Below are 25,631 nucleotides of genomic sequence, written 5' to 3'. Positions count from 1 at the left end.
CGGCGCGTCAACGTTCGGTGATGCGCATATCACCGGCCGACTGGTAGACCCGACCGCCATCAGTCGCACGGGCGTTCATGCTCACCGAGCCGATGCCCGGTTGTGCGGTCTGCGCGATGTCACGGGCCAGCTCCTGTGCCACGCGATGCAGTTCGCGGGTCAGGGCCTCGGTACGGCGCTCGTCGGAGAGCAGCAACTCTTGCAGCCGAAACTGCCAAAGCTGCGTCAGGGTGGCAGCTGCGGCTGCACTGTCGTCCCTCAAGAGGAGAGTACGGGCAGCGGTCAGTTCGCCTTCCATGGCCTCCGCCCGATCGGGGTGGTCACGGCGCCACAACGCTGTAACTGCATCACGGGCCTGCTGCCAGGCATCTGTGGCCATAGCCGCCACCAACGCCGATCCTGCCAGGCTCGCGACAGTACTTGGATCCACGCTTCATCCCCATGTCGGTCCTACTCGGCAGAGCCGCTCCCTGGTGCCCAACGTCGTTGCTCAGATCGACTCCGTGCCCACTGTCGGCAGGCTACCCGCATTGCCTGTCGACAGTGAACTTTCCAATGTGCCCACGGAGTTGAACGATCGGGGTGTGACCGCGCCAGGAGAGAGTGCGGGCGGTGGATGGCGCCATCGAGAGACTCAGTGGTCCCGCCTCATGGAGTCGCCAGCACTGCGATGAATCCGGCCAGTGCCGCCAGCAGCCCGAGCCATGCCAGCACGCATGCCGCCTTCGGAGCCTTCTTCGTGAAGCGCTCCGCCACCTGGTACGTCGCGGAGATGAGGAGTAGCGCCGCCGTGACGTGCAACAGCACCGCAAGGCTTACCCCGACGACCGCGCCGGCCCTCCAGAAGCGCCCCCAGGTCACCGCCCAGCCCACCGACAACACGATCGCCGCCGTCAGCCCGCCGAGGAGTTCCTCCCACCACGGCCGCTTCCCCATCCACCACAGATTGCCGAGCCAGGAGATCTCGACGTCGAAAAGGTCGATGGTCGCCCAGGTGCCGAGCACCAGGATTCCCAAGCCCGTCAGGCCCACGATCAGGCGGTAGCGCCACTGGAGCCACGTCGGCCAGTCCGTTCCCTCGCCGCGCCACATGGTCGCCATCGCCACCGCCGACCAGATCAGCCAGCGCCTGATCAGCGCAGTGCCGGCGTCCGCCAGCGCATCGCGCAGTACGCGGTCGGCTTCCGCACGCCGCACGACCTTGCCCTCGGTCGAGGTGTACTCCGGGACACCCTCCGGGTGGCTCAGTCCGTCGTGCAGCAACGTGGCCGGGAGATGCTCGCCGGTCTTCGGCACGAGCCAGGTGAGAAACGCGGGAACCGAGGTCAGGTCGGTGCAGAAAGTGCCGGTCTCCCGCGGCACCAGGAGCTCACCCAGGTGCCGGTCGCGGTACGCGATGCGGCGCTGCATCATGAAGTACTCGTGGCGGCCCACGATGACCCGCTTGAGCTCGATTCGGGCATCGGAGCCGGGGTCGGGCAGGACTTCCGGTTGTCCCGCTGAAGCGTCGATGCCACCGTCGTAGAACCGGCGCGGCTCCTGGGCGATCGGGCCACCTCCGCCAGATACAGCCATGAGCGCCTCCCTCGTGCCAGACCGGTTGCTGTCCCATTTCTTCCGACGGGTGACTGCCATTACTCATCTTCCCCGTGGTCAGTCACCCAGAAGTGTCCATCGGCACCCCTGCGCCGGCTGCCGACAGACCGCACGGCCGAGGCAGCCATTCCGTCCGATGGAATGCTGTCTCTGTGGAGCGCGAAGTCATGGTCGCCAAAAGCCGGTTGAGCCGGCTCCCTTGATGGGGAAGGGTCTGTGGTCATGGAGTTCTTCTGCTATCACCGTGATCGGCCGGGCTCCCTCGCGTTGCGCGAGGAGTTGCTGGAGGAGCACTGGTCCTACATGGACCGGTACGCGAAGGAACTGATCGCTCGCGGCCCGACCTTCGCCGATGACGGTGAAACGCCCACCGGCAGCGTGCACATCGTCGACCTGCCCGATCCTGCCGCCGCCCGGGCGTTCGCCTTCGAAGAGCCCAACTACCAGGCCGGTGCGTACCGGGACGTGCTGGTGCGCCGGTGGCACAACGTGCTGGGGCGCACCATGTGGGATTTCCCCGGTGGCCGGACCGATGGCAACCGGTACCTGGTGCTCGGTCTCGGCGAGGGCCCGGCCGCCGACCTCGACCCGCAGCCGGACCGCGACGAGCTGGTCGCGTACGGGCCGCTGCTGTCCGACGACGGCGACACCTGGCTGGGTACGGCGGTGCTGCTCAGGGCACCGGGCCCGGACACGGCACGCGCCGTCCTGACTCCGGGGCGGTACGCGGCCGTCGAGGTCCACGACTGGGAGTTCGGCGGGCGCCGATGAGCCGCGGAGGCACCGGGTCGATGTCGTCTCCGGAACGTATCGACCGGGGACAGGAGCGGTGACGGCGGCGCTGCGGGCGGTTCCACTGGTGGGCGGGCCGGTGGGGTCACGGTGGTGCTGGACCTGGGGAGGGGAGACTCGCTGCCCTGGGTGACCCGGCCGATGTGGCAGGCGGGGCATTGTCGCTGGCGGTCGTCCGTGCCGAGCCGGCCCGGACAGCCGCGGCACGACAGGCGTCCGATCCTCATCTCCACTATCTCGACGGACGCGAGCTGCTCGGCCCGGACGAGACAGATGACCTGGCCGACGGCCTTCACCCCACCGCCGCCGCATATCGTCGCCATGGGCAAGCGCTTCGCGGCTCACGCCTTCGCGACCGACGGATAAACCCCGTTGAGACCGTTCGTGATCTCTCCTAGGTTGGCCCGCGTGACGATCGAGGTGCCTTACCAGCCGCTTCCGATTCATCAGTCGGATGTGCGCTACGCCCATGGCCCCGACTCCGCCGTGCAGCCCGGCGTGCCGGCCGGCGAGACGATCGAGTTCGACTGGAGCGACAGCGCGATCTACCCGGGAACGTCACGGAAGTTCTGGGTGCATGTGCCCGCGCGGTACGACCCGTCGGAGCCGGCGTCGCTGATGGTGTTCCAGGACGGATGGTGGTACCTGGACCCTGAAGGGGAGGTCCGGGGCGCGATCGTGCTGGACAATCTCGTCCACCGCGGTGACATCCCGGTCACCGTCGGCGTGTTCGTCGACCCGGGTGTCTTCCCGGACGCTGAGGATCCGAAGAACCGCAACACCGAGTACGACGCCTACGACGATCGCTACGTCAGCCTTCTCCTGACAGAGATCATCCCTGAGGTCACGAAGCACTGCTCGATTGCCGAGGACCCCGATCGGTGGGGCATCTGTGGTGGCAGTAGCGGCGGCAACTGCGCCTTTACCGCGGCGTGGCTGCGCCCGGACAAATTCCGCCGGGTGATCGGGTACTTGTCCAGCTTCACGCAGATGCCAGGCGGCAACCCATACCCGGAACTCATCCCCCGCGTCCCTCGCAAGCCGCTGCGCATCTTCATGCAAGCGGGCCATCGTGACCTGCACTGGAACGAGCCCGAGGCGAACTGGCTCGCCAGTAATCTGCGGGTCGCGGCCGCGCTCGCAGAGGCCGGCTATGACTTCCGTCTTGTCCTGGGCGATGGCGGCCACAGCCCCAACCACGGCGGCGTCCTGCTTCCCGATGCCCTGCGCTGGTTGTGGCGGTCGGGCGATCACCCGGACTGACCGGTGGGCTGAGGCGCGGGGACTTCGTAGAGGCGGCCGTCCCCGGATCGCCGCCCCGGATCAGGGCCCACAAGACGTTGACTCTGCGCCGGGCGAGGGCGATTACGGCCTGGGAGTGGCGTTTGCCCTCGGCGCGCTTGCGGTCGTCATACGTCCGGGAGTTGGGGGCGTTGCGCACGCTCATCAGTGTGGACATGTAAAAGACACGCTGGAGACCCCGGTGGGAGTGGCGCGGCCGGTGCAGGTTGCCGTTCCGCTTCCCGGAATCGTGCGGTGCAGGCGTGCCGGTGGGCTCCGGATGTATCCGGAGCCCACCGGCACGCTACTGAGTGGGGGGTTACCAGCGATACCAGCGGCCCTTGCGGCCGCCTGTGTCCGCGGAGCGCATGACGAAGCCCAGCAGCCAGACGGCCAGCACGATGACGGCGATCCACCACAGTGCCTTCAGTGCGAAACCCGCACCGAAGAGGATCAGAGCCAGCAGAAGAACGAGAAGCAGGGGAACCATAGTTATCAACCTCCGTAGCTGCTAGTGCCCGGCGAATTCAGGAACACACGGTCGATTTACTTGGTTTATCCAATGTCTATGCGGGCACTCAAACCGGTTTCTCCACGGCGTTCACCTCACCGTCGGTCCGGTGAGCGGCTGTTGGTTGCTCATCGGGATTCCTCCATGGATTCCCTGGCCTGTATGTCGAGGACGCGTGAGGAATGGCTGGAACAGGGTAGTACGGCCGTGTGGATCGCTGTAGGTCGGCAATTCTTTCCCTGTCCAACGGCTTTTCTCCGAGTGCGTAGAGAGCGGTGGTGCAATGCGGCGCAGGGGTGGAGCGATGGATGACGCGTTAAGAGGAGTGCGAGCGTTCTCCGCGGTCTTGATCGCGGGAGGGATGTGTGCGTGCGTCGCAGGAATTCTTACGGGCGATGCTGTGCCGACCCTGCTCGGAGCGATCGCTGCAGTCAGCGGAGTGGTTCTGGCGGTCTTCGCCTTCCTGGGCCATCGGAAGACTCGTTCCTGACGGAACAGCTCCCCGCGCCTGCCGTCCGCATCGGCGCCGCCTGCGGCTCCGGGAGCTGTACTGGCTCCCGACCCGCCGGGGAACGGCGGAGAATCTCAGCGTCCGGGGCGAGGCCTCCCGATGCGACCGGAAGCAGTCAGAGCAGCGGCTCGGAGCATGGTTTCCTCCCGAGCTGAGAGCACCGACGCGGGCATGGGACGGAATCCACGCCCCATCCTCGTGCCTTTGCTTGCGCGTCATGCGTACGACCATGGTCTCGAGCCTGAAGGGTGTGTGTGCTCCAAGTCGGCATCCGGCGGTGCCGGACAGGTCGCCGCACGCGTCGTCGACGGCGCGTTGCGCTTTAGACCGCGACGAGCCCGTCCGGTGGGATCCGGCCCCGTGTCCGACGGGAGCGGGGTCAGGCGTTGAGTGCGTCGATGAGCGCCTTGATGACGTCCTCCGTGGAGGCGGTGCCGCCGACGTCGCGGGTGAGGATGCCCGCGCCCGTCGTCGTCTCGATCGCCTTCTGCAGTCGGGCCGCCTGGTCGGGCAGGCCGAAGTGCTCCAGCATCAGGGCGGCGCTGCCGACCGCACCGATCGGGTTGGCCAGGCCCTGCCCGGCGATGTCCGGCGCGGAGCCGTGGACCGGCTCGAACATGCTGGGGAAGCGGCGTTCGGGGTTGAGGTTGGCGCTGGCGGCGAGGCCCAGGCTGCCGGCCAGCGCGCTGCCGAGATCGGAGAGGATGTCGGCGTTGAGGTTGGAGGCGACGACGACCGAGAGGTCCTCCGGCTTCAGCACGAACTTCGCGGACATCGCGTCGACCAGGACGCTCTCCGTCTCCACGTCCGGGTAGTCGAGAGCGACGCGCTTGAACACGTCGTCCCACAGGACCATGCCGTACTGCTGCGCGTTGCTCTTCGTCACCGACGAGACCTTGCGGCGGCTGCGGGTACGGGCGAGGTCGAAGGCGAACCGCATGATCCGCTCGCAGCCCACCTCGGTGAACAGGGCGGACTGGACGGCGACTTCACCGCCGGGGCCGCGGCCGCCGAGGTTGCGGCCGCCCAGCCCGGCGTACTCGCCCTCGCTGTTCTCGCGGACGACGACCCAGTCCAGCTCGGTGTCGTCGGCCTTGCGCAGCGGGCTCTGCACGCCGGGCAGGAAGTGTACGGGGCGGACGTTGGCCCACTGGTCGAAGTTCTGGCAGATCTTCAGGCGCAGGCCCCACAGGCTGATGTGGTCGGGGACGTTCGGCCAGCCGACGGCGCCGAAGTAGATCGCATCGAAGTCCTTGAGCTGGTCGAGCCCGTCCTCGTCCATCATCGTGCCGGTGCGCTCGTAGTACTCGCAGCCCCAGGGGAACTCCTGCCAGTCGAAGGCGAAGGCACCGCCGGAGTCCTCGGCCAGGGCGTCGAGGACGGCGCGTCCTGCGGCGACGACCTCCTTGCCCACGCCGTCGGCGGGGATGGCGGCGATGCGGAACGTGCGGGGTGCGGTGGTCATGAGGTGCCTCCGGCTGGCTGTCTTTGCGGTTGCTCCGAGTCAACACAGCGCCCACGCGACACGTCCAAGACGTGGATTCGATACGACGTATAGGCGCGGCCGATCGGTTGTGCGTCCGATCGGTTGTGCGTCCGACCGGTTGTGCGTCAGGTGCCGCGAACCCGTCGCTGAGCGAGCGACTTGGTGAGGGCCAGGAAAGCGCGCGCGGCCGGGGTGAGGTGCGCGGGCAGACTGACCATCGCCACATGGAGGTGGGCGGTCGGCTCGATGGGCGCCACCACGGCTCCGCACCGGCGGGCCAGGCGGGTCCACGACGAGGGCAGCACGGCGACGCCCACGCCCGTCAGGACGAGCGGCAGGATCGAGGTGCGGTGGTCGACGATGGTCACGATCTCCGTGCCGGTGCCGCCCGCCGTGATGTCGTCGACGATGGTGCGCATCAGGCTGCCCGTGCGCGAGGCGATGAGTTTCTGTCCGGCCAGTTCCTCGGGCCGGATGGTGACGTCGTCCTCGATCGCCCCGCCGGGCGCGGCGACGACCACGAAGGGCTGGTCCTCGACGTGCAGGACGTCGAGCCCCGAGGGGTTGACGGGGCTCGAGGAACCCAGCAGACCCAGCTCGCAGGCCCCGCTGCGGACCAGGGAGACGACCTCGTCGGGGGTGAACGCGGCCTGGGTGCTGACCGTCACGGATGGGTGCAGCTCGGCGAAGCGGTGGACGAGGGTGGTCAGTGGCTCGATGCCGGGCGAGGGCATGGTGGCCAGCTCGACCGTGCCGCCGTGCAGCCCGGCGAGTGCGGCGGCGGTGTCGCGGACGGCGGCCAGGTCGCGCAGGACGCGGCGGCTGGGTTCCAGCAGTTCCGTGCCGGCTTCGCTGAGGACGACACCTCGGCCCACGCGGTGGAAGAGGGCGACTCCGAGGTCGGCCTCGAGGTTCGCCATGGCCTGCGACAGCGACGGCTGGGCCACGTGGAGCGCGGCGGCGGCCCTGCTGAAGCCGCCGTGTTCCACGATGGCCAGGAAGTACTCCAGCTGGCGCGCGTCCACGGTGCCTCCGCCGATCGATTCGTCCTAGGTCAGGGTCAACCTAGCCGCCGACACCGCCTCCTCCCCGGAGCCGCCGATCCAGCGGTCGGCGAGAGCACGGCCGTACCGCGTGAGCAGCTGCGCGGACAGTGCGCTGTCGGTGGCGCAGTCCTGGTCGGTGAGGTCCGTCAAGGCCTGCACGGAGCGGAAGTGGGCGGCGGTCCGTTCCGGAGGCAGGGTGCGGCGGCCCGCCACGGCGTGCTCGGGAACGCCCTGCTGGGCACGCCTCGCCAGGGCGACCGGCAGCTTGCCCGACAGTGACTGCTCGTCGAGGCTGCCCTCCCCGGTGACCACGAAGTCGGCGTCCGCGAGCAGTTCGTCGGCACCGAGCAGGGTCAGGAAGCAGTCGGCCCCCGAGCACCCCCGGCCGCCCAGCAGCATCCCGGCGTATCCGAGCCCGCCGGCCGCTCCGGCTCCGGCGGTACGGGCGAGGCCGGCCGCGTCCGGGACGCCGGCCGCCTCCAGTCGTCGTACGAACCCCGTCAGCGCCGCGTCCAACTCGCGGACGTCGTTGTCGGTCGCCCCCTTCTGGGGGCCGTAGACGGCGGCGGTACCCCGTGCTTCGAGCAGAGGGTTGTCCACGTTGGTGGCGAGGACCAGGTCGACTCCCGCGAGCGCGGCGCGGGCCTCGCCGGGGTCGACGGTGTGGAGGGCGGCGAGCCCGCGGCCGCCGGGGCCGATGGGGGTGCCGTCCGCGCGGGCGAGTACGGCGCCGAGGGACTGGAGCAGGCCCGCGCCGCCGTCGGTGGTGGCGACCCGGCCGAGGGCGAGGACGATGGTGTCGGCCTCGCCCGCCAGCGCGTACCGGATTGCCTGGCCGATGCCGCGGCTGGTGGCAGTCAGCGGTGCCGTGCGTCCGTCCGGCAGCACGCCGAGGCCGCAGATCGCGGAGGCCTCGACGAGGACGGTACGGCCTTCGACCGCGACGGAGGCCGTGACGGGCCGCCCGGTGGGCCCCGCCACGATGACCGTCTCGGCACGGAAGCGGCCGTGCAGGCGGCAGCGACGCTGCCCTCACCCCCGTCGGCCAGGGCGAGCCGGGTGACGCGGGTGTGCGGGGAGGCCGCCAGGATCCCGTCGGCCACGGCACGGGCCACGGCGTCGGCGGTGAGGGAGCCCTTGAACTTGTCCGGGGCCGATCAGGACGGACGCCATCAGGGGGCCACCTCGGCGGGGTGTACGGCGGCTGGGCGCTGTTTGTCGAGCATGACGCGCGGCTCGGCTTCCGCCTCGGGCTCTGCGGCGAGCGAGGGCTCTCCCGCCTTGCCGGCCAGCACCGCCCGGGCCCGTTCCAGATCCAGGCCGTTCTCCCACTTGGCGACGAACAAGGTGGCTACGGCGTTGCCGAAGAAGTTCACCAGGGCCCGGCACTCCGACATGAACTTGTCGATGCCGAAGATGAGCATGATGCCCGCGGCCGGGACGGATCCGACCGTCGACAGCGTGGCGGTGAGCGCGATGAATCCGCCGCCGGCCACACCCGCCGCGCCCTTGGAGGTCAGCAACATGACGGCCAGCAGACCGAGTTGCTGCCCCAGGGAGAGGGAGGTGTCGGTGGCCTGGGCGATGTACAGCGTGGCCAGGGAGAGGTAGATCGCCGCGCCGTCGAGGTTGAAGCTGTAGCCGGTCGGCACGACGAGGCCGACCGTGGACCGCTCGGCGCCCATGAAGTGGAGCTTGCGCATCAGTCCGGGCAGCGCGGGCTCGGCGGTGGAGGTGCCGAGGATCAGCCAGAACTCCTCCTTGAAGTAGCGGAAGAGCTGGAAGATGTTCAGCCGCACGTACAGGGCGAGCACTCCGCCGAGCACGACCACGACGAACAGGGCCGAGGTGACGTAGAAGAGGAGGATCAGCGAGCCGAGGCTGGTGAGCGTGGACAGGCCGAACTTCCCGATGGCGTACGACATCGCGCCGAAGGCGCCCAGCGGCGCGGCCTTCATCACGAAGGACAGGACCTTGAAGACGACCTCGGTCAGGCGTCCCACGGCCGCGATGATCGGCTCGCCGGTCTTGCCCACCAGCTTGATCGCGATGCCGAAGACCACGGCCAGGAAGATCACCTGGAGGATCTTCCCTTCGACGAACGGGCCGAAGACACTGTCCGGCACGATGTTGGTGAGGAACTCCCACCAGTGCTGGTGCTCGCCCTGCTCAACGTACTGGCTCGCGTCGCCCGAGGTCTGGAGCGTCGAGGGGTCGGCGTGCACACCGTCTCCGAGCCGGAAGATGTTGATCGCCACCAGACCCGTCAGCAGGGCCACGATCGTGCCCACCTGGAAGTAGGTCAGCGCCTTGATCCCGGTGCGGCCGACCTTCTTCAGGTCCGCGACGCCGGCGATGCCGCCGATGATCGTCAGGAAGACGATCGGTCCGATCAGCATCTTCATCGCGGTGATGAACGTCGTGCCGATCGGCTCCATGTCGGTGGCCAGATCAGGCCACTTCCAGCCCAGCACGACACCGATCACAATCGCCACCAGCACCTGGACGTACAACTGGCGATACCACGGCTTCGCCGCGATACGCGCGGCCTGCTCGGCTCGTCCGTTGCCCGGGGTATGCGTCATTGCAACCTCCCTGATCGCGCGACACCGAGCCCCATCGGTCCGCGCCAGCTTTGGGCCACAGTGAACCCGGGTCCGGCGCGGGGGGTCCACGACCAAAAATCGATGCCCCGTATAGGTGTGGCCTATCGATCCCTGTGCTTGGTCGAGGACGCGGGAGAGCCCTCAGCCGATGGGGGACAAGAGCCGGACAGGTGCAGATGCTCGCCCTGGAACCGCGTCCGTAGTGCGCGGTCGTGGGTGACCAGCACGATCGCCCCCGGATAGCCGGTGAGTGCCTCCTGAAGTTCCTCGACCAGCGCCGGGGAGAGGTGGTTCGTCGGCTCGTCGAGCATCAGGAGCTCGGCGGGCTGCGAGACCAGCCGCGCCAGATCCACGCGGCGGCGCTGGCCGTACGACAACTCGCCCATGCGCAAGCTCAGTTGGGCCGGGTCGAAGAGGCCGAGGGCCAGCAGGGCGTCCGCGTGCTCGTCGGCGGAGCCTGCGCGCCCCAGCGCGAATGCCTCGGTCACCGTCAGGCCCGGGGGCCACGGTGTCTCGTCCTGACGCAGATGACCCACCCGGCCCGGCACCCGCACCGAGCCCTCGTCCGCTCGCAGCTCACCGGCGAGGAGCCGCAGCAGTGTGGTCTTGCCGGCGGCGTTGGGGCCCGTGACCAGAAGCCGGCCGCTGCGGCCGAGGGTGAGGGAATCCAGGTGGAGGCGGTCTCTGACGCGTACGTCCGACAGCTCGACGGCGGGGAGCTCCGTGGCATGCTCTGTCGTTCCCATCTGCGCTCGGAAGACCAGCGGGTCCGGCGGCGGCGCCACTGGGTTCGCGGTCAGCCTCTCGACCCGCTCGCGGGCGTTGCGGATACGGGCCATCGCGCCGTGGGCCCGGCCGCGGGCGCGGAAGCCGCCGTGGCCGAAGTTGGCCAGCGGTGCCTTGCGCGGAATGGCGTCGAGGCCGATGGCGTGACCGGCGGCCCGCCGCTCGTTGCGGGCCAGCTCGTCCCGCCATCGCCCGTACTCCTGGAGCCGGCGGTGGCGCTCCGCCGCTTTCGCCGTGCGGTAGCCGGCGTAGCCGTCGCCGTAACGGGTGACCTTCCCCGCCTCGGCCTCCAGGACCGTGGTCGTCAGGCGTTCCAGGAAGACACGGTCGTGGGTGACCGCGAGCACTGTGCCGTGGTGCGCCCGCAGTTGTGCCTCCAGCCACTCGACGGCCTGATCGTCCAGGTCGTTCGTCGGCTCGTCCAGGAGCAGCAGTTCCGGGCGGCCGGCGAGGACGCCGGCCAGGGCAAGGCGGGAGCGTTCGCCGCCGGACAGGGTGCCGAGTGGGCGCTCACGGCGGAGGGCGGGCAGGCCGAGGTGGTGCAGGGCGATGTCCACGCGGTGGTCCGCGTCGTAGCCGCCCCGGGTCTCGTAGCGTCCGAGGAGTACGGCGTACGTGGCGAGGTCCGCCGGGCCCGCGCCGTCGCCCAGGGCCTGTTCGGCCCGGCGCAGTTCCGCCTCCAGGGCACGCAGGTCGGCAAGGGCCAGGTCGACGGCGTCCTGGACGGTGGCGGTCGGGGGCAGGGGGAGGCTCTGTGGCAGATAGCCGATGCCGTCGGCGGCGATCACGGTCAACTCGCCACTGTCCGGACTCTCCTGACCTGCGATGAGCCGGAGGAGGGTGGACTTGCCGGCGCCGTTGTCCCCGATGAGCCCGGCCTTCTCGCCCGGCTTCAGCGTGAAGGAGACCTGGTCGAGGACGGTGCGGCCGGGGTAGCGCTTGGTGACGTGGTCAAGGGTGAGTTGTGAGGTGTGCACGATCGGGTCCCTCCTGGCCGCGCGGGATTCAACCCGGGGCGGGATCGGGGTGGATGACTGCACGCGAGGCGCGCGACCGCGGAGCGGTGCTCTACGCGGGTGGCGCCGGGCTGTCTCACAGGGAACCCATGTGGAGGACGGTACGGCACGACGAAGAGAATAACAAGACGATACGTCTCGCCTAGTCGGGTGCCTGGGCGGCTGGGCGGCTCTGGCCCGGGCGGGGCAGTTGTGCTGACGTGGCCGGCCCCGCAGGGGCGTGCGGTGGCCGGCCCACCTCATCTTCGGCATGATCTTCCGGGCCAGCCGGAGGGTCCTACGGGCCGTGCGGGCGGGAAGCAGGGCCGAACGGCCCTTCCACGGGGGCGGGCCCCGCCCGCGGTCAGTGCCGGGGCCGTCCGAGGGTGACGTACGCGAACCCCTCGCCCTCGCGTGGCGCCCGGGTCCAGGAGCGGGTGGTGAAGGTGTGAAGGCTGCCGTGGGTCAGCGCGAATCGAGGGAGTGAGAGCCCGAGTTCGGTGTGCAGGGCTTCCAGCGCACGCAGTTCGCAGTCCAGCTCGGTGTCGTCCGGGCGGAACAGCCGCGCGGGATCCAGCGCGTCGGGTATCGCGCCGGAGCAGCGGATCTCGGTGCCCCGCACGGTGAACGCGTAGAGCTCCTCGCCCTGTTCGGCCACCGACAGATGAAACGCGGCCGAGCGCTCACCCGGGGACGAGTGCCTCGGGTCGCGCCACACCACGACCGCGCGGCCGGCCGAGGAGGCGGCCTGAGCGGGGGACAGGAACAGCTTGTGCAGATGGTGGTGGGAGTGGCCGTCGAAGGCGAAGGCCCACCCTTCGGCGGTGCGGCCGACGGCGACCACGGGCCGGTCCTCCCAGAGTTCCACGCCTTCCCGCTCATGCGGCTTGGGCGCCTGCCATGATGCCCTGCGCGGATCCGTGGGCCCGCTCAGTGCGGCGCCTTCCTCACCGATCAGGGCGGGCAGGTCGGCGGGGTCGATCCCCTCGACCCAGACACAGCGGTATCCGTCCAGCGGCTGCCGGTTCGCCGTGGTCTCAGTCAGCCACGCGAGGCCCGGCGGGTCGAGATCGGGCACCGGCTCCGGAACGGGTCCCGTCTGCCCGGCCCGCGGTGTCGCGAGGATTTCCCGCCCACGCTCCGGTGTGACCAGCGGACCCAGGACCGGATCGGCGAGCAGGCCGATCGGGGCGAGCAGTGAGGGCCCGGGCGTCTCCCACTGGGGAAGCGCCTCCCGCAGCGCCCGCCACGCGGCGTCGGTCGCCCCCCAACGGGCCGTCTCCCGGGCCTCGGCGACGGCCCGCCCCCAGGGACCGGGAGGCGCGTAGTGATGGGTGCCGTCCCGCAGCGCGCCCAGTACGGTCGCGGCGGTCTGCCGGGCTGCCCCGCGCGCGGCCATCATCCCGAGCCAGTGGTCGTCCCCACCCAACCGCCATTCGCCGCGTGCCGGCGTCATGGCCTCCACGGGCAGAATCTCGGCCAGGTAGCGCGGGTCGTCGACCAGGCGGCCGTAATCCCGGGGGCTGCGCGGAGCCAGCAGGTGCCGGAGCTGGTTCAGCAGGACGGCGCTGCGTGGCCGTCCGAAGGACCGCGCCTCCTCGAGCAGGGACAGTGCCACCTCGTACCGTCCCCGCAGGGCCAGCAGGTAGGCGTCTGCCACGTGGGCGTCCTGGACGCGCGTGGTCGCGTTCACGAAGTCGGATCTCTGCGCCCGGTCGGAGTGGAAGCCGCGGTACATGGCCTCCATGTACGCGCGGAACGACGGGTAACGGACCGGCAGTTCACCGCCCCAGCCCTGGTAGACATAGAGCGCCCACTCGCCGTCCTCGTCGGTGTCGCCCGGGTCGAGCAGCGCGTTCGACATGTCGGAGTCCGTCTCCAGGCGGAGCGCCCGTCGCCACATCCCGGCCAGCAGGACATCCTCCTTGCGTGGGTTGTCGCCCAGGTTCTCCTCGTACAGCGGGGTCATGTCGTACGGGTCGCGGAACCAGTCGATGTCCGCGGCGCCGCCGAGCTGATAGACCCCGGCCGTCTGGTCCACGTGCCACCCGTCGCTCACGGCAAGGAACTCCCGGTACGAGGCGGGCAGTCGCCGCCCCAGCCGCTCCTCGGCCGCGCCGATCACCGCCTCGTCCGCCCCGGGCCGGCTCGGGCCCGCGGTCTGTCCGCCGTCCTCGTCCTCTTCTTCGTCCACGTCGTCGCGCGGAACCCACTCCTTCTGCCAACGCCCCAGGAACTCGTGCCAGTCGAAAGCCTCACCACTCATGTCCGGATGGTGTCATCCGGCACTGACAACGTCCGGTGCCACCTCCGGGCGCCTCGCCGGGAGTTCCGCGTCCTGGGCAGTGGTCACCACCCGGTGCGCAGCAGATGGTTGAGGAGCAGGGCGAGCAGCGCCTGGGCGGCGAGCCAGGCACGGGGCCGGGGGAGGAGCGCGCACGCCGGGTACAGCCACAGTGCGAAGGGCAGCCAGATGCGTTCCGTCTCCGCCTTGCTCATGCCGGACAGGTCGGCGACCAGCAGGGCGAGAAGGGCGGCGGCCACGAGAACGCCGAGGCGGACGTCGGCTCGGCTGCCGGTGCGATGCCGCAGCAGGAGCGCGCCCGTCCGCCGCAGCCCCGCCGCCGTCGCCAGGCCGGTGACCAGCACCACGCACGCCAGGTTGGCCCACACCCAGTAGCCGTAGGGGCGGATGCCGCCCGCACCCTGGTAGTAGCGCGTGACCAGCAGGTGGTACGCCTCCCACCAGTCGAACCCGGCGAGAGTGAACGCCGTCGGCACCACGGCCGCTCCGGCGAGCAGCGGCACCAACACGGCCGGGCGCTCCCGCAGTTCCCGCCTGCCGAGCACCAGTACCGCGGCCCCGATCAGCGCGACGAGTGTCAGGCCGTAGGACAGATAGCAGGTCAGGCCGAACAGCAGCCCCGAACCTCCCGCCCACCACAGGGACTGCCGGGTGATCGCCAGGGCGAGCAGCGCCACCGCCCAGGCGGCCACCGCCGCGAAGTACGCGTCGGCCGAGGTGCCCATCCACACGGCGGCCGGCGCCAGGACCAGGAAGGGTGCGGCGTGCCGTGCCCGTTGCTCGTCGGCCAGTGCACGGATCGTGACCAGTACGGCCACGCAGGCGGCCGCCCCGACCGTGATGCACCACGCCCCGGCCCAGCCCCCGCCCCGCAGCCCGATCCGGTCCAGCAGGACGAAGGTGAGCGTCGCGCCGGGCGGATGGCCGGCGACGTGGGCGGGCCAGTGGTCGGGGGAGCCGAGCAGGATGTGGTGGGTGAAGTCCCGCAGGGCGGCGGGGATGTCGTGGAAGCGGTCGATGACCTGGAGGTACTCGTAGCGGGTGGTGAGCCTGCGCGCGATGCCCCGGTGCCAGCCGTCGACCAGGGCGAGGGACCAGATCCACGCCATGGCCGTGGCCCAGGCCAGCGTGAGCAGGGCACGGAAGGGGAGGCAGGCGGCGAGGGCGGGGCCGTACACCACGGTGGCGGTCGCCACGAGTACGGCGGCCGGGGTGCCGGGGCCCAGATGGGGGTCCCAGAACGCCAGGAGCGGGGGCCAGTCGACGAACAGGGTGTGGCGCGTGTGCTGGATGTGCCGGCCGATGAGCACGGCGGCGGTCACCAGCGCTGCGGCGGCCGCGGCGGCGTACAGGTCACGGCGAAGGGAGCGGGTCACGCGGAGAACGCTAGGCGGGCCGGTCGGCCGTTTGCCGTCTCCCGGGCCGGACGTCAGCGTTTCGTCATGGGTTGCGCACCCTTTCATGGGGTGGTCCGGGCCTACGGTCGGGCCATGCGCGACCCCGACATCCCACGCCTTTCCCTGCGAGCGGACCCACGGCTGCCGTCCTCGCCCGGTTTCTGGCGCAGTGCGCTGCGCGGTCCCTGGTTCACCTCGGTGCTGGGTCTGGTCCTGCTCGTCGGCATCACGGTGCTGTTCGTGACGGGCCTGGTCTCCTACGCCGCCTACAACCCGGACCTGTCACCTGTGAACGACAAGACCCCGGACAAGGGGGTCCTCGGCTTCTACCTCTTCTCCTGGCCGACCGACCCGCACTGGCTGTACCGGCTCAACCAGGGCGTCCATGTCACCCTCGGCGTCACCCTGATCCCCGTACTGCTGGCCAAGCTGTGGTCGGTGGTGCCCAGGCTGTTCACCCTGCCGCCGGCCCGCTCCCTCGTCCGCGCCCTGGAGCGGATCTCCCTGCTGCTCCTGGTCGGGGGAGGACTGTTCGAGTTCGTGACCGGTGTTTTCAACGTCCAGCTGAACTACGTCTTCCCGGGCTCCTTCTACCGGCTGCACTTCTACGGCGCCTGGGTGTTCTTCGCCGCGTTCGCCGCGCACGCGGTGCTGAAACTGCCGATGGCGCTGCGGAACCTGCGGCAGCTGCGGGAGGAGCGCAACGACCTGTGGTTCGTCGGGGGCGGCTCGCTGCTGCTGTTCGCCACGACGGTGGGGCAGAACTTCGACGTCCTGCGCCGCACCGCCCTCCTCGCCCCGCACGGCGCCGGCGAGCCCGGCAGCGGCCCGAACGGCTTCCAGATCAACAAGACCGCCGCGTACGCCGGGATCACCCCGGCACAGACGGGCGAGGACGCGTGGCGGCTCGTCGTCACGGGGCGCACGGGCACCGTCCGTCTCAGCCGGGCACAGCTCGCCGAACTGCCCCTGCACAGCGCCGCGTTGCCCATCGCCTGCGTGGAGGGCTGGTCGACCTCGGACCAGTGGTGGCGCGGGGTGCGGCTGTGCGACCTGGCGGCGCTCGTCGGTTACGAGGACGACCCGCCGGACGTCTTCGTCGAATCCCTCCAGCAGCGCGGATCGTTCCGCAAGGCGGCCCTGCGCGCCAACCAGGTGGCCGATCCGCGCTCCCTGCTCGCCCTGTACGTCAACGGCGAGGAGCTGTCCCCCGACCACGGCCACCCGGCCCGGATCATCGTGCCCGCCGCGCCCGGTGTCCTGAACACCAAGTGGGTGGCCCGGCTGACGTTCGGAGACCTGTGATGCGCCGACCGCGGATTCCTGTCGGAAGTCCCTTTCAACTCCTGCTGCTGGCTTGCTCGTTCGCACTCGCCGCTTATGCGGGCGTGCGCCTCCTCGATGGCGACTGGTTCGGGGTGACGCTGTGGTTGGTGGGGGCGGCCCTGCTGCACGACCTGGTGCTGCTTCCGGTCTACGCGGTGCTCGACCGGGCCGTGGTCCGCGGGCTCGGCGCGGCCGGCCGCCGCGAGTGGGTGATGTACGTGCGGGTGCCGGCCGCGCTGTCCGGGCTGCTTCTGCTGGTGTGGTTCCCGCTGATCAGCGGGATGGTGGACCGGCGCTACCGATCCGCCACCGGTCTGTCGCCGGACGGCTTCACGGCGCGTTGGCTGCTGATCACCGCCGTGCTGTTCGCGGGGTCGGCGCTGTTGCTGGCGCTACGGCTGCGCAGCGCGGCGAAGCACCGTCCGCCCGCGGTCCACTGACCGGCCCGCCGCCAGTCCTGTGCGTGCGCGAGCAGGGCCCGCGTGCCGAGCCGGGCCCAGGGGAAGGGGAGGTCGGCCGCACCGCTGTCGATGAGGCCGACGACCGCCACCTGCACGCGCTCGTCGACCTCCACCGGTGCGGTCTCGGCGATCAGCAGGCCGCCGGGCCTGAGGAGGGCGGCCACCCGGTCCAGCAGGGCGCGCGGGTCACCGCCGATACCGACGTTGCCGTCCATGAGCAGGACGGTGTCCCAACGGCCCTCGCCGGGCAGCGGCTCGAAGACCGAGCGCCGCAGTGCCTGACCGCCCAGGCGCACGGTGTGCTCGACAGCGGCCTGGCTGACGTCGATGCCGAGGACGGCCCGGCCCCGGACGGCGAGTTCCGCCACCAGCCGTCCGGGGCCGCAGCCCACGTCCAGCACGTTGCCCTCGCACCGGTCGAGCACGTCCCGGTCCACCTCATCGGCGCGGGCGCACCAGCGTTCCACCTCCAGCGGCAGCAGCCAGCCGTCGTCGCGGCGCAGGAACAGCGGGCCGCGTCCGGTGCGCAGGGCCGCGGCGTAGGGATCGGCACTCGCCCAGGCGCGAGCCGTGACGGGCGGGCTGCTCATCGGCGGGGGCCCGAACGCGCAGCGGACCCGGTGCCCGACGGTGACCCGGGCCCCGCAGCGGCCGGCGCGCACCGGGCCAGCCGAGCCGCGAACCGTCCGTGCGGGGCGAGGGCGGCGACCGCCTCGGCGTCGGCTGCGATGTCCACGTCCCGCAGCCGGGGCAGGTCCCGCACGCGCAGTCCGGCCGCGATGAGCCGCTCGCGCTGCACCGCCCCGGTCACCGGGGTCGACATGGGCACGCCCCGCAGCAGGTCGGGGTCGGGTTCGGCCAGTCCCAGCGCCCAGAAGCCGCCGTCCTCGGCCGGACCGAAAACGGCGTCGCAGTCGGCGAAGTCCACGTCGAGCAGCGCGGGGGTCACCTGAGGCGTGTCCATGCCGATGAGCAGGGCCGGGCCCGCACAGTGCGCGAAGGCGTCCGCCAGCCGCTCGTCCAGAGGGCCCGCGCACTGCCGTACGACGTCGAAGCCGGGCGGCAGCCAGGGGCCGGGCCTTCCGTCGAGGACGAGAAGGCGACGGGAAGCGGGTGTGGCCGCCACGGCGTGCAGGGTGTCCGTGAGAGACGCCTCGGCCAGAGCCGCCGCCTGGTGCGGCGTGAACGGCGGGGTCAGCCGGGTCTTCACCCGCCCCGGCAGGGGTTCCTTGGCGATGACGAGGAGTGTGGTCACCGTGCGGCCCTCCCGTCGGCCAGCACACGGCTCATGTCCCGTACGGCCTGCCAGGTGCCGCGCCAGGTGCCGGTTACCTTCGAGGCTCCGGTGCGCGGCAGGTAGGGCACGTCGTGTTCGGTGATCCGCCAGCCGGCGTCGGCGGCGCGGACGACCATCTGGAGGGGGTAGCCGCTGCGCCGGTCGGTGAGGTCGAGGGCGAGCAGCGGCTCCCGGCGGGCGGCACGCAGCGGGCCGAGGTCGTGCAGGCGCAGCCCGGTGCGGCGGCGCATCATGCGGGCGAGCGCGAGGTTGCCGGCGCGGGCGTGCGTGGGCCATGCGCCCCGGCCCTGCGGACGGCGCCGGCCGAGGACCAGGTCGGCGTCGCCGCTGAGGATCTCGCCGACGAAGGGCACGAGGAGCGAGGGGTCCAGGGAGGCGTCGCAGTCGCAGAAGCACACCACGTCGGCGGTGGCGGCGACCAGCCCGGCGTGGCAGGCGGCACCGAAGCCCCGGCGCGGCTCGTGGACGACGGTGGCGCCGAGCGCGTCGGCGATGTGGGCGGAGCCGTCGGTGGAACCGTTGTCGACGACGAGGGCGCGCCAGCCCGGCGGGATCCGTTCCAGCACCCAGGGCAGGGCCTTGGCCTCGTTCAGGCAGGGCAGCACCACGTCGACGTCAGAAGGTGTCGTTGTCACCGTTTCACCCTACGAACAAGAATCGGGCATAGCGGACATCCGCTCCTTACGAAACGCGGACATCGAAGCCCGGGGAGGCGCCCGGGCACGCCGACGGCGGCGGCGTGGTGCCAGGCTGGAGGCATGCAGCAGCCCTACCAGCACGAAGAGAGCGCGAGCGGTCCCACGCGGATCCTCGTGGTCGACGACGACCCCACCGTCGCCGAGGTCGTCGCCGGGTACCTGGACCGCGCCGGGTACGTCGTCGACCGCGCCGACGACGGCCCGACGGCCCTCGGCCGTGCCGCCGCGCACTGGCCCGACCTGGTCGTGCTCGACCTCATGCTGCCCGGCATGGACGGCCTGGAGGTCTGCCGCCGGATGCGCGGACACGGGCCGGTCCCGGTCATCATGCTCACCGCCCGCGGCGACGAGGACGACCGCATCCTGGGCCTGGAAGTGGGCGCCGACGACTACGTCACCAAGCCGTTCAGCCCCCGCGAACTGGTGCTGCGCGTGGAGTCGGTACTGCGCCGCAGCAGGCCCGCCACCACCGGCGCACGGCTGGGCGCGGCGGGCCTGACCGTCGACCCCGCGGCCCGCCGGGCCGCCAAGAACGACACCGAACTCGCCCTCACTCTCCGGGAGTTCGACCTGCTCTCCTACTTCCTGCGGCATCCGGGACGGGCGTTCAGCCGCGAGGACCTGATGCGCGAGGTGTGGGGCTGGGACTTCGGCGACCTGTCGACCGTCACCGTCCACGTCCGCCGCCTGCGCGGCAAGGTCGAGGACGACCCGGCCCGCCCCCGCCTGATCCAGACGGTCTGGGGCGTGGGCTACCGCTTCGATCCCACGGGATCCACGGGAGAGGAGAGCGGATCGTGAACGACACGCTGCTGATAGCCCTGTACGCCTTCGCCGGCGCCGCCGCCACCGGGCTGGCCGGAGCGGCCGTACTGCGCGTGGTCCGGCGCCGCTCACTGACCGCGTCCCTGGCGGTGGTGGCGGCCGTCGGGGTCGTCGCCATGCTGGCGGGCACGCTGGCCGTGGCCTGGGCGATGTTCCTGTCCCCGCACGACCTGACCGTCGTCACGACGGTCGTGGCGATGGCGGCCGTGGTCTCGCTGGCCACCGCTCTTCTCCTGGGCCGCTGGGTGGTCGCGCGCAGCCGTGAACTCGCCGTGGCGGCCCGCTCCTTCGGCGACGGCGGGGACTTCGCCGCCCCCGACATCCCCGCGACCGCCGAACTGGAACAGCTGAGCCGGGAGTTGGCGGCCACCAGCGCCAGACTCGCCGAATCCCGGGAACGGGAAAGGGCGTTGGAGACGTCCCGGCGCGAACTCGTCGCCTGGATCTCGCACGATCTGCGCACCCCGCTGGCCGGTCTTCGCGCCATGTCGGAGGCGCTGGAGGACGGCGTCGCCGCCGACCCCACCCGCTACCTCCGGCAGATGCGCACCGAGGTGGAACGCCTCAACGACATGGTCGGCGACCTCTTCGAACTCTCCCGTATCCACGCCGGCACGCTGCCGCTGTCGTACGCCCGGATCTCGCTCTACGACCTGATCGGCGACGCGCTGGCGGGAGCCGACCCGCTCGCCCGCGAACACGGAGTGCGGCTGGTGGGCGGCCATGTCGAGATGCTGCCGGTCGAGGTGGACGCCAAGGAGATGAGCCGGGTCCTGGGCAACCTGCTGGTCAACGCCATCCGCCGGACCCCGGCCGACGGCACGGTCGCCGTCGCCGCCGAGCGCTCGCCCGAGGGAGTGGTGGTGTCGGTGACGGACGGCTGCGGCGGCATCCCCGACGAGGACCTCTCCCGCGTCTTCGACACCGGCTGGCGTGGCACACACGCCCGCACACCGCCGGCCGGAGCGGGCCTCGGGCTCGCCATCGTCCGGGGGATCGTCGAGGCGCACCAGGGGCGGGCCACCGTACGCAACATCCCCGGCGGCTGCCGCTTCGAGGTGGTGCTGCCCGCCGCCGCTTCCTGATGCGGGCAGCACCACCGGTCTGTGGCACCGCAGTTCTACACGGTGCGCATCCCGGCCCGCGCGAACTCCGCCATACCGTCCGCGAACCCGACCCCCGGCTTCCACCCCAACCCGTCCCGCAGCCGCGCGGAATCGGCGGTGATGTGCCGCACGTCCCCGAGCCGGTACTCGCCCGTGACGACCGGCTCGGGCCCGCCGTACGCGGCGGCCAGGGCCCGCGCCATCTCGCCCACGGTGTGCGGTTCACCGCTGCCCGTGTTGTACGCCGTCAGCACGCCCGCGGCCGACGATGCCTCCAGCGCCGCCACGTTGGCCGCCGCCACGTCCCGCACATGCACGAAGTCCCGGCGCTGCGTCCCGTCCTCGAACACCCGCGGCCCCTCACCACGGGCGAGCGCGGACCGGAAGAACGAGGCCACCCCGGCGTACGGCGTATCCCTCGGCATGCCCGGCCCGTACACGTTGTGATAGCGCAACGACACCGCCGAACCGCCGGTGCAGCGGGCCCAGGCGGCGGCCAGATGCTCCTGGGCCAGCTTGGTCGTCGCGTACACGTTCCGTGGGTCGGCCGCGGTGTCCTCGCCGACCAGACCGGGGGAGAGATCCGCCCCGCACACCGGACACGGCGGATCGAACCGCCCGGCGTCCAGGTCGGCGACGGTACGCGGCCCGGGCCGTACGACACCGTGCCGCGGGCACTCGTAGCGCCCTCACCGTAGACCACCATCGACCCGGCGAGCACAAGGCGCCCGATGCCGGCCTCCGCCATGGCGGCGAGCAGCACGGCGGTACCGAGGTCGTTGTGCGCGACGTACTGTGCCGCGTCGGCGACCCCGTTGCCGAGTCCGACCATGGCCGCCTGGTGGCAGACGGCGTCCACACCGGCGAGCGCGCGGGCGACCGCGGCCGGATCGCGTACGTCGGCGCCGGGGTCCGCCCGGACGTCGTACACGATCGGCTCGTGCCCGTGCGCCGCCAGCGCCTCGACGACATGGGACCCGATGAACCCGGCACCGCCGGTGACCAGTACACGCATACGGCCACGCTAGGCCCGGTGGCGCGCGGGAGAGCGGGGCCGCGCCCGCACGTCATGACTCCGTAAGAAGCAGAGGCCGCATCGGACCGGGACGACCCACGATGCGCGCGAGACGCCGCCTTCATGACAGCTGCACGACCGGTTCCCGGTGAATGGGCCCTGTTCGCCCGGACAGAGGCAGTCCGCTGCCGTGATGGGTGTGCGCGATGATCTCCGCGGTGATGGACACCGCCGTCTCCTGTGCCGTGCGGGCGCCGAGATCGAGCCCGATGGGCGAGTGCAGCAGGGCCGGCTGTTCGTCCCGGACGCCGGCTTCTCCCAGCAGGCGCAGGCGTTCGTCGTGGGTGCGGCGGGATCCCATCGCGCCGACATAGCCGACGGGGAGGTCCAGGGCCAGGCGCAGGAGGGGGATGTCGAACTCGGCGTCGTGGATGAGGACGCAGATGGCCGTCCGGGCGTCCACCTCGGTGTGTTCCAGGTAGCGGTGGGGCCAGTCGGCCACGACCTCGTCCGCGTGCGGGAAGCGTGCCGTGGTGGCGAAGACGGGTCGGGCGTCGCAGACGGTGACCCGGTAGCCCAGGAAGCGGCCGGCTTGGCTGAGCGCGGCGGCGAAGTCGACCGCACCGAAGATCAGCATGCGGGGACGGGGCGCGTGCACGTGGACCAGCGCGGACAGTCGTTCCGGGCAGGTGTCGCCGTCCCCGCCGACCTCCGCCCGGGCCGTGCTTCCGGCTCGCAGCAGGGCCCACGCCTGTGCGCCGACTTCCCGTCGCACTGCTCCGGTCAGTGTGCCGGAACGGGAGGAACAGCGGATTCAGGGAGGTCAAGAGACATAGGCATGCCTTCGCATCACGGACGGATAGGCCATGCAGAGCAGCACGGCAGGAGTGGGGGATCGTCGTCGCCGCGGACCTGGCGACCGCAGGCCTTGGTGCGGCTGTCGATGCGGGAAGTCTGGCATCACGGGTAGCGGCTGTGACTGGGAGAGTTTTGTCCCCCCTTGGTTTTCTCGACCACATGGACCGCGGCCGGCGCGGTCCATGTCGTCAGCAGCCGTGTTGAACCGTCAGGTGAGCGGCCGGGACGCGGGCAGGTCCTGGTCGGCGGCCCAGGAGGCGAGGATGCTCAGCCGTTCGTGGGTGGGCGAGCCGGGCGCGGCGGTCCAGACGGTCAGGTGCTGGTCGGGGTCGGTGCTGGCGGTGAGGGTGTCCCAGTCCAGGACGAGTTCCCCGACGACCGGGTGGTTGAGGGTCTTCGTGCCCACGGTGCGGGCCGCGACGCGGTGGTCGCCCCACCACTTGGCGAACTGCTGGTCCCGCGTGGACAGTTCACCGACCAGCTCGATCAGCCGGGGGTCCTCGGGAAACTTCGCGGCCTCCATCCGTAGCTGCGCCACGGAGATCTGCGCCGAGGTCTCCCAGTCGGCGTACAGGGTGCGCATGGCCGGTTCGGTGAACTGGATCCGGGGATAGTTGCGGTGCTTTTCCGGGATGCGGGAGAAATCGATGACCAGCGCGGTGGCCAACGGGTTCCAGGCCAGAATGTCCCCGCGTCGGCCCTGCACGATCGCCGGTGTGGCGGTGAGGTCGTCCAGGACCCGCTGGAGCTGTGGCTGGACCTTCTGGCGGCCGCGGCGCTGGGCGCGGGTGGTGGTCTTGCCTGCGAGTTGGAAGAGATAGCCTCGCTCGTCGTCGTCCAGATGGAGTACCCGGGCCAGGGTGTCCAGGACCGGGGCCGATGCCTGCATTCGACCCTGTTCGAGGCGCATGTAGTAGTCGGTGCTGATGCTGGCGAGCTGGGCGACCTCCTCGCGGCGCAGCCCGGCGACCCGGCGGGGCCTGTCGCTCTCGGGCAGTCCGACCGTGCGCGGGCTCAGCTCGGCGCGGCGCTTTTTGAGGAATTCTCCCAGCTCATTAAGGGGAATATTGCTGGTCATGCTTCCCAGCATGACACCGAAGGCACCGGGGAAAGCGGGGAGATTTTCCTCCCAGGACGAATCCCTCCCTGGATGGGTTTCTCCACTTTTCGCGCATGCCACCGCGGCCGCTGCGGCATGGGGGCCCATCGAGATCCTCCAGTACAGCCCCGTGCCCCGCGCCGACTTCATGAAGCCGGTCCTCGACACCGGCGCCGACGACCTCGACGCACCCCTGTCCTTCTCCGTCAAGGGCCCCGTCACCGCGGTGAACGCCGTCCTGCCCGGTATGCGCGAACTCGGCCGCGGCACCCTGCTGTTCGTCAACGGCGGCAGCGCCGTGCGACCCCACCCCGACCGGGCCGGCACATCCATCGCCTTCGCCGCCGAGAGCGCCTACGCGCGCATGCTCCACGACGCCCTCGCCCCGCAGAACATCCACGCCGCCCAGCTGATCATCCCCGGCGCCATCCGGCCCGACGCCGAACACAGCAGCCCCGACGCTCTGGCCCAGCGGCTGTACGCCATCCACCGCGAGCGCGACGGCTTCCGCCACTACGCCGAGCCCCTGCCCGACTGACATCCCCTGGACGATGCCGTGATCCCGACCGCCCTCGCCCTCCCGGCCGTCGCTCTGGTGCTGGCCGCGACCCGGCATCCCGGCAGGCGCCGTGTATCGGTGCCGTGGGCGGCCCCGTCATCGGTGGTCGCCTGGGCGACCACCGTCCGATGGCCACCACCCTCACCGCCGCCTCGGCCACCGCCCTGAGCCTGTTTCTGCTGATCCCGCTGTCGGCCAACCCCGTCACGGCCACGCTTCTGGTCTTCCTCATGGCCCTGACCGGGTTCACCGTCAACCCGGTCGTCACTTCGCTCGCCGTCCGCTACGCCGGCGACGCCCCCACCCTCACCTCAGCGCTGACCACTTCCGCCTACAACACCGGCATCGCCGCCGGGTCGGCCATCGCCGGCAGGGCCATGGACTCCTCGCTCGGCCTGACCGGACCGCCCCTGGTCGGCACCGTCTCCGTGGTCCTCACACTCGTTCCGCTGGTCGCCCTCGCCGTCAGCCGCGCACCCCGCACAGCCCGGGTCCTCGCCCAGCGCACCGCCTCGCCCCACACGCGAGACGCCGAACCCGCACGGGCACCGTCGCAGCGCTGACGCCAGCCCGGACCCAACCCTCACCGACGCCATCGCGGCCGCCTTGGACGCAGCCGCGAAGACGGTTCGGGGACGGGTGGGGTGGGTGGTCACCGCCGGTACTACTGGCCGCAGCGGCCGGAGTGGTCGCAGTACGGCTGCATCTGGCTGTTCGCGCAGCCGCACAGCACGGCCCTGGTCTCGTGGTGCGTCCCTTCCTGCGTGTCCAGCGACAGGTCGCCGCGCACGACCAGCTGTCCGCCGGGGGTCCGGGTGATACGGGTGGGGCCGTCCGGAGTCTCTCTCCCGCCATCTGGCAGTTCGTACCGCAGCGCACCCGAGGGGCAGCGGCGCACCACCTCGGCCAGTTGGTCGGCCGGGGCGCGATCGGGCCGGATCCACGGACGGGCGCTCGTGTCGAAGACCTCGGGCAGGCCGTTGATGCACCGGGCGGCGTGCAGGCAGCGCCTCGACTCGAAGGTCACGGTGATCTCCGGCGCCTTGTACGCCTTCATCTGGGGTGTGTCGCTCAT

Annotated in this window: 20 protein-coding genes and 5 pseudogenes; 7 read left to right on the top strand and 18 right to left on the bottom strand. The window is 71.1% G+C overall.

Annotated features, from left to right (window positions below; all coding sequences use genetic code 11):
- Positions 1-7: 7 nt before the first annotated feature.
- Together TN53_RS23220 and TN53_RS23215 are read right to left on the bottom strand one after the other, a co-directional pair.
- Positions 8-379 carry a hypothetical protein gene (locus TN53_RS23220; protein ID WP_234441680.1) on the bottom strand — a complete coding sequence of 124 codons (372 nt, stop codon included), beginning with the start codon at positions 377-379 and terminating at the stop codon, positions 8-10.
- A 269-nt stretch (positions 380-648) separates the two neighbouring features.
- Positions 649-1,575, bottom strand: a complete 927-nt coding sequence (locus TN53_RS23215; RefSeq protein WP_046260528.1) for a DUF1353 domain-containing protein — start codon at positions 1,573-1,575, stop codon at positions 649-651.
- A gap of 243 nt (positions 1,576-1,818) precedes the next feature.
- Here TN53_RS23215 and TN53_RS23210 point away from each other — a divergent pair, with 243 nt between their 5' ends.
- Together TN53_RS23210 and TN53_RS23205 are read left to right on the top strand one after the other, a co-directional pair.
- Positions 1,819-2,367: a YciI family protein gene (locus TN53_RS23210; RefSeq protein ID WP_046260573.1), complete on the top strand. Its 549-nt coding sequence runs from the start codon at positions 1,819-1,821 to the stop codon at positions 2,365-2,367.
- A gap of 429 nt (positions 2,368-2,796) precedes the next feature.
- Positions 2,797-3,651 (top strand): alpha/beta hydrolase, encoded by an 855-nt coding sequence (locus TN53_RS23205; protein WP_046260527.1) that lies wholly within the window; start codon positions 2,797-2,799, stop codon positions 3,649-3,651.
- Between the two features lie 55 nt (positions 3,652-3,706).
- Here TN53_RS23205 and TN53_RS48425 read toward each other — a convergent pair.
- From TN53_RS48425 to TN53_RS23165, 9 genes and pseudogenes are all read right to left on the bottom strand, one after another.
- Positions 3,707-3,931 (bottom strand): annotated as a pseudogene (locus TN53_RS48425) (IS110 family transposase); the annotation flags it as partial.
- Positions 3,932-3,988: 57 nt separating this feature from the next.
- Positions 3,989-4,159: a hypothetical protein gene (locus TN53_RS23200; RefSeq protein ID WP_046260526.1), complete on the bottom strand. Its 171-nt coding sequence runs from the start codon at positions 4,157-4,159 to the stop codon at positions 3,989-3,991.
- A 911-nt stretch (positions 4,160-5,070) separates the two neighbouring features.
- Positions 5,071-6,156, bottom strand: a complete 1,086-nt coding sequence (locus tag TN53_RS23195) for a tartrate dehydrogenase (protein ID WP_046260525.1) — start codon at positions 6,154-6,156, stop codon at positions 5,071-5,073.
- A gap of 146 nt (positions 6,157-6,302) precedes the next feature.
- Positions 6,303-7,202, bottom strand: a complete 900-nt coding sequence (locus TN53_RS23190; RefSeq protein WP_046260524.1) for a LysR family transcriptional regulator — start codon at positions 7,200-7,202, stop codon at positions 6,303-6,305.
- Between the two features lie 24 nt (positions 7,203-7,226).
- Positions 7,227-8,326 (bottom strand): annotated as a pseudogene (locus TN53_RS23185) (glycerate kinase).
- Positions 8,327-8,395: 69 nt separating this feature from the next.
- On the bottom strand, positions 8,396-9,808 hold the full coding sequence (dctA, locus tag TN53_RS23180; protein WP_046260523.1) for a C4-dicarboxylate transporter DctA: 1,413 nt from the start codon (positions 9,806-9,808) through the stop codon (positions 8,396-8,398).
- A gap of 122 nt (positions 9,809-9,930) precedes the next feature.
- Positions 9,931-11,592, bottom strand: a complete 1,662-nt coding sequence (locus TN53_RS23175; RefSeq protein WP_046260522.1) for a TlrC/CarA/OleB/SrmB family ABC-F type ribosomal protection protein — start codon at positions 11,590-11,592, stop codon at positions 9,931-9,933.
- A gap of 382 nt (positions 11,593-11,974) precedes the next feature.
- Complete coding sequence (locus TN53_RS23170; RefSeq protein ID WP_046260521.1) at positions 11,975-13,876, bottom strand: SMI1/KNR4 family protein; 1,902 nt, start codon at positions 13,874-13,876, stop codon at positions 11,975-11,977.
- A gap of 83 nt (positions 13,877-13,959) precedes the next feature.
- The gene (locus tag TN53_RS23165) at positions 13,960-15,378 is read right to left on the bottom strand and encodes a hypothetical protein (protein ID WP_420719119.1); all 1,419 of its coding nucleotides are present in this window, start codon (positions 15,376-15,378) and stop codon (positions 13,960-13,962) included.
- Between the two features lie 27 nt (positions 15,379-15,405).
- Here TN53_RS23165 and TN53_RS23160 point away from each other — a divergent pair, with 27 nt between their 5' ends.
- Entirely contained in the window at positions 15,406-16,617 is a 1,212-nt protein-coding gene (locus TN53_RS23160) for a molybdopterin-dependent oxidoreductase (protein WP_046260519.1), read from the top strand.
- 316 nt (positions 16,618-16,933) lie between these two features.
- Here TN53_RS23160 and TN53_RS23155 read toward each other — a convergent pair whose 3' ends face one another.
- From TN53_RS23155 to TN53_RS23145, 3 genes are read right to left on the bottom strand one after another with little or no spacing between them, the layout of a single operon-like run.
- A complete protein-coding gene (locus TN53_RS23155; protein WP_046260572.1) occupies positions 16,934-17,689 on the bottom strand; it encodes a class I SAM-dependent methyltransferase in 756 nt (251 codons plus the stop codon).
- Positions 17,686-18,354 carry a TIGR04282 family arsenosugar biosynthesis glycosyltransferase gene (locus TN53_RS23150; RefSeq protein ID WP_046260518.1) on the bottom strand — a complete coding sequence of 223 codons (669 nt, stop codon included), beginning with the start codon at positions 18,352-18,354 and terminating at the stop codon, positions 17,686-17,688. The genes TN53_RS23155 and TN53_RS23150 overlap by 4 nt, the downstream gene beginning before the upstream one ends.
- Positions 18,351-19,031, bottom strand: a complete 681-nt coding sequence (locus TN53_RS23145) for a glycosyltransferase family 2 protein (RefSeq protein WP_046260517.1) — start codon at positions 19,029-19,031, stop codon at positions 18,351-18,353. The genes TN53_RS23150 and TN53_RS23145 overlap by 4 nt, the downstream gene beginning before the upstream one ends.
- A 123-nt stretch (positions 19,032-19,154) precedes the next feature.
- Between TN53_RS23145 and TN53_RS23140 the strand changes: the two genes are divergently transcribed.
- Both TN53_RS23140 and TN53_RS23135 read left to right on the top strand, forming a co-directional pair.
- A complete protein-coding gene (locus TN53_RS23140; protein ID WP_046260516.1) occupies positions 19,155-19,895 on the top strand; it encodes a response regulator transcription factor in 741 nt (246 codons plus the stop codon).
- Positions 19,892-21,004: a sensor histidine kinase gene (locus TN53_RS23135; protein ID WP_046260515.1), complete on the top strand. Its 1,113-nt coding sequence runs from the start codon at positions 19,892-19,894 to the stop codon at positions 21,002-21,004. Before TN53_RS23140 ends, TN53_RS23135 begins: the two co-directional genes overlap by 4 nt.
- 35 nt (positions 21,005-21,039) lie before the next feature.
- Here the strand turns inward: TN53_RS23135 and TN53_RS23130 are convergent.
- The 3 genes and pseudogenes from TN53_RS23130 to TN53_RS23120 form a co-directional block, all read right to left on the bottom strand.
- Positions 21,040-22,040, bottom strand: a pseudogene (locus TN53_RS23130) (NAD-dependent epimerase/dehydratase family protein).
- 121 nt (positions 22,041-22,161) lie between these two features.
- Positions 22,162-22,815, bottom strand: a pseudogene (locus TN53_RS23125) (XdhC family protein); the annotation flags it as partial.
- Between the two features lie 291 nt (positions 22,816-23,106).
- On the bottom strand, positions 23,107-23,988 hold the full coding sequence (locus TN53_RS23120; protein ID WP_095046670.1) for a helix-turn-helix domain-containing protein: 882 nt from the start codon (positions 23,986-23,988) through the stop codon (positions 23,107-23,109).
- 94 nt (positions 23,989-24,082) lie between these two features.
- On the opposite strand from TN53_RS23120, the pseudogene TN53_RS44445 reads away from it, so the two are divergent.
- Together TN53_RS44445 and TN53_RS23110 are read left to right on the top strand one after the other, a co-directional pair.
- Positions 24,083-24,535, top strand: a pseudogene (locus TN53_RS44445) (dehydrogenase); the annotation flags it as partial.
- A 149-nt stretch (positions 24,536-24,684) separates the two neighbouring features.
- Complete coding sequence (locus tag TN53_RS23110) at positions 24,685-25,119, top strand: hypothetical protein (protein WP_234441679.1); 435 nt, start codon at positions 24,685-24,687, stop codon at positions 25,117-25,119.
- A gap of 101 nt (positions 25,120-25,220) precedes the next feature.
- Here TN53_RS23110 and TN53_RS23105 read toward each other — a convergent pair whose 3' ends face one another.
- On the bottom strand, positions 25,221-25,631 hold the full coding sequence (locus tag TN53_RS23105) for a (4Fe-4S)-binding protein (protein WP_046260513.1): 411 nt from the start codon (positions 25,629-25,631) through the stop codon (positions 25,221-25,223).

Source organism: Streptomyces sp. WM6386 (assembly GCF_000972385.1).
Classification (GTDB): domain Bacteria; phylum Actinomycetota; class Actinomycetes; order Streptomycetales; family Streptomycetaceae; genus Streptomyces.
This window is presented reverse-complemented; position numbering and strand designations above follow the sequence as displayed.

What these genes read in the sequence shown, in the direction of transcription:
- TN53_RS23220 (WP_234441680.1), bottom strand. Translation starts at nt 379, where the DNA reads ATGGCCACAGATGCCTGGCAGCAGGCCCGTGATGCAGTTACAGCGTTG.
- TN53_RS23215 (WP_046260528.1), bottom strand. Translation starts at nt 1,575, where the DNA reads ATGGCTGTATCTGGCGGAGGTGGCCCGATCGCCCAGGAGCCGCGCCGG.
- TN53_RS23210 (WP_046260573.1), top strand. Translation starts at nt 1,819, where the DNA reads ATGGAGTTCTTCTGCTATCACCGTGATCGGCCGGGCTCCCTCGCGTTG.
- TN53_RS23200 (WP_046260526.1), bottom strand. Translation starts at nt 4,159, where the DNA reads ATGGTTCCCCTGCTTCTCGTTCTTCTGCTGGCTCTGATCCTCTTCGGT.
- TN53_RS23195 (WP_046260525.1), bottom strand. Translation starts at nt 6,156, where the DNA reads ATGACCACCGCACCCCGCACGTTCCGCATCGCCGCCATCCCCGCCGAC.
- dctA (WP_046260523.1), bottom strand. Translation starts at nt 9,808, where the DNA reads ATGACGCATACCCCGGGCAACGGACGAGCCGAGCAGGCCGCGCGTATC.
- TN53_RS23170 (WP_046260521.1), bottom strand. Translation starts at nt 13,876, where the DNA reads ATGAGTGGTGAGGCTTTCGACTGGCACGAGTTCCTGGGGCGTTGGCAG.
- TN53_RS23165 (WP_420719119.1), bottom strand. Translation starts at nt 15,378, where the DNA reads ATGAAAGGGTGCGCAACCCATGACGAAACGCTGACGTCCGGCCCGGGA.
- TN53_RS23160 (WP_046260519.1), top strand. Translation starts at nt 15,406, where the DNA reads ATGCGCGACCCCGACATCCCACGCCTTTCCCTGCGAGCGGACCCACGG.
- TN53_RS23155 (WP_046260572.1), bottom strand. Translation starts at nt 17,689, where the DNA reads ATGAGCAGCCCGCCCGTCACGGCTCGCGCCTGGGCGAGTGCCGATCCC.
- TN53_RS23140 (WP_046260516.1), top strand. Translation starts at nt 19,155, where the DNA reads ATGCAGCAGCCCTACCAGCACGAAGAGAGCGCGAGCGGTCCCACGCGG.
- TN53_RS23120 (WP_095046670.1), bottom strand. Translation starts at nt 23,988, where the DNA reads ATGCTGGGAAGCATGACCAGCAATATTCCCCTTAATGAGCTGGGAGAA.
- TN53_RS23110 (WP_234441679.1), top strand. Translation starts at nt 24,685, where the DNA reads ATGGCCACCACCCTCACCGCCGCCTCGGCCACCGCCCTGAGCCTGTTT.
- TN53_RS23105 (WP_046260513.1), bottom strand. Translation starts at nt 25,631, where the DNA reads ATGAGCGACACACCCCAGATGAAGGCGTACAAGGCGCCGGAGATCACC.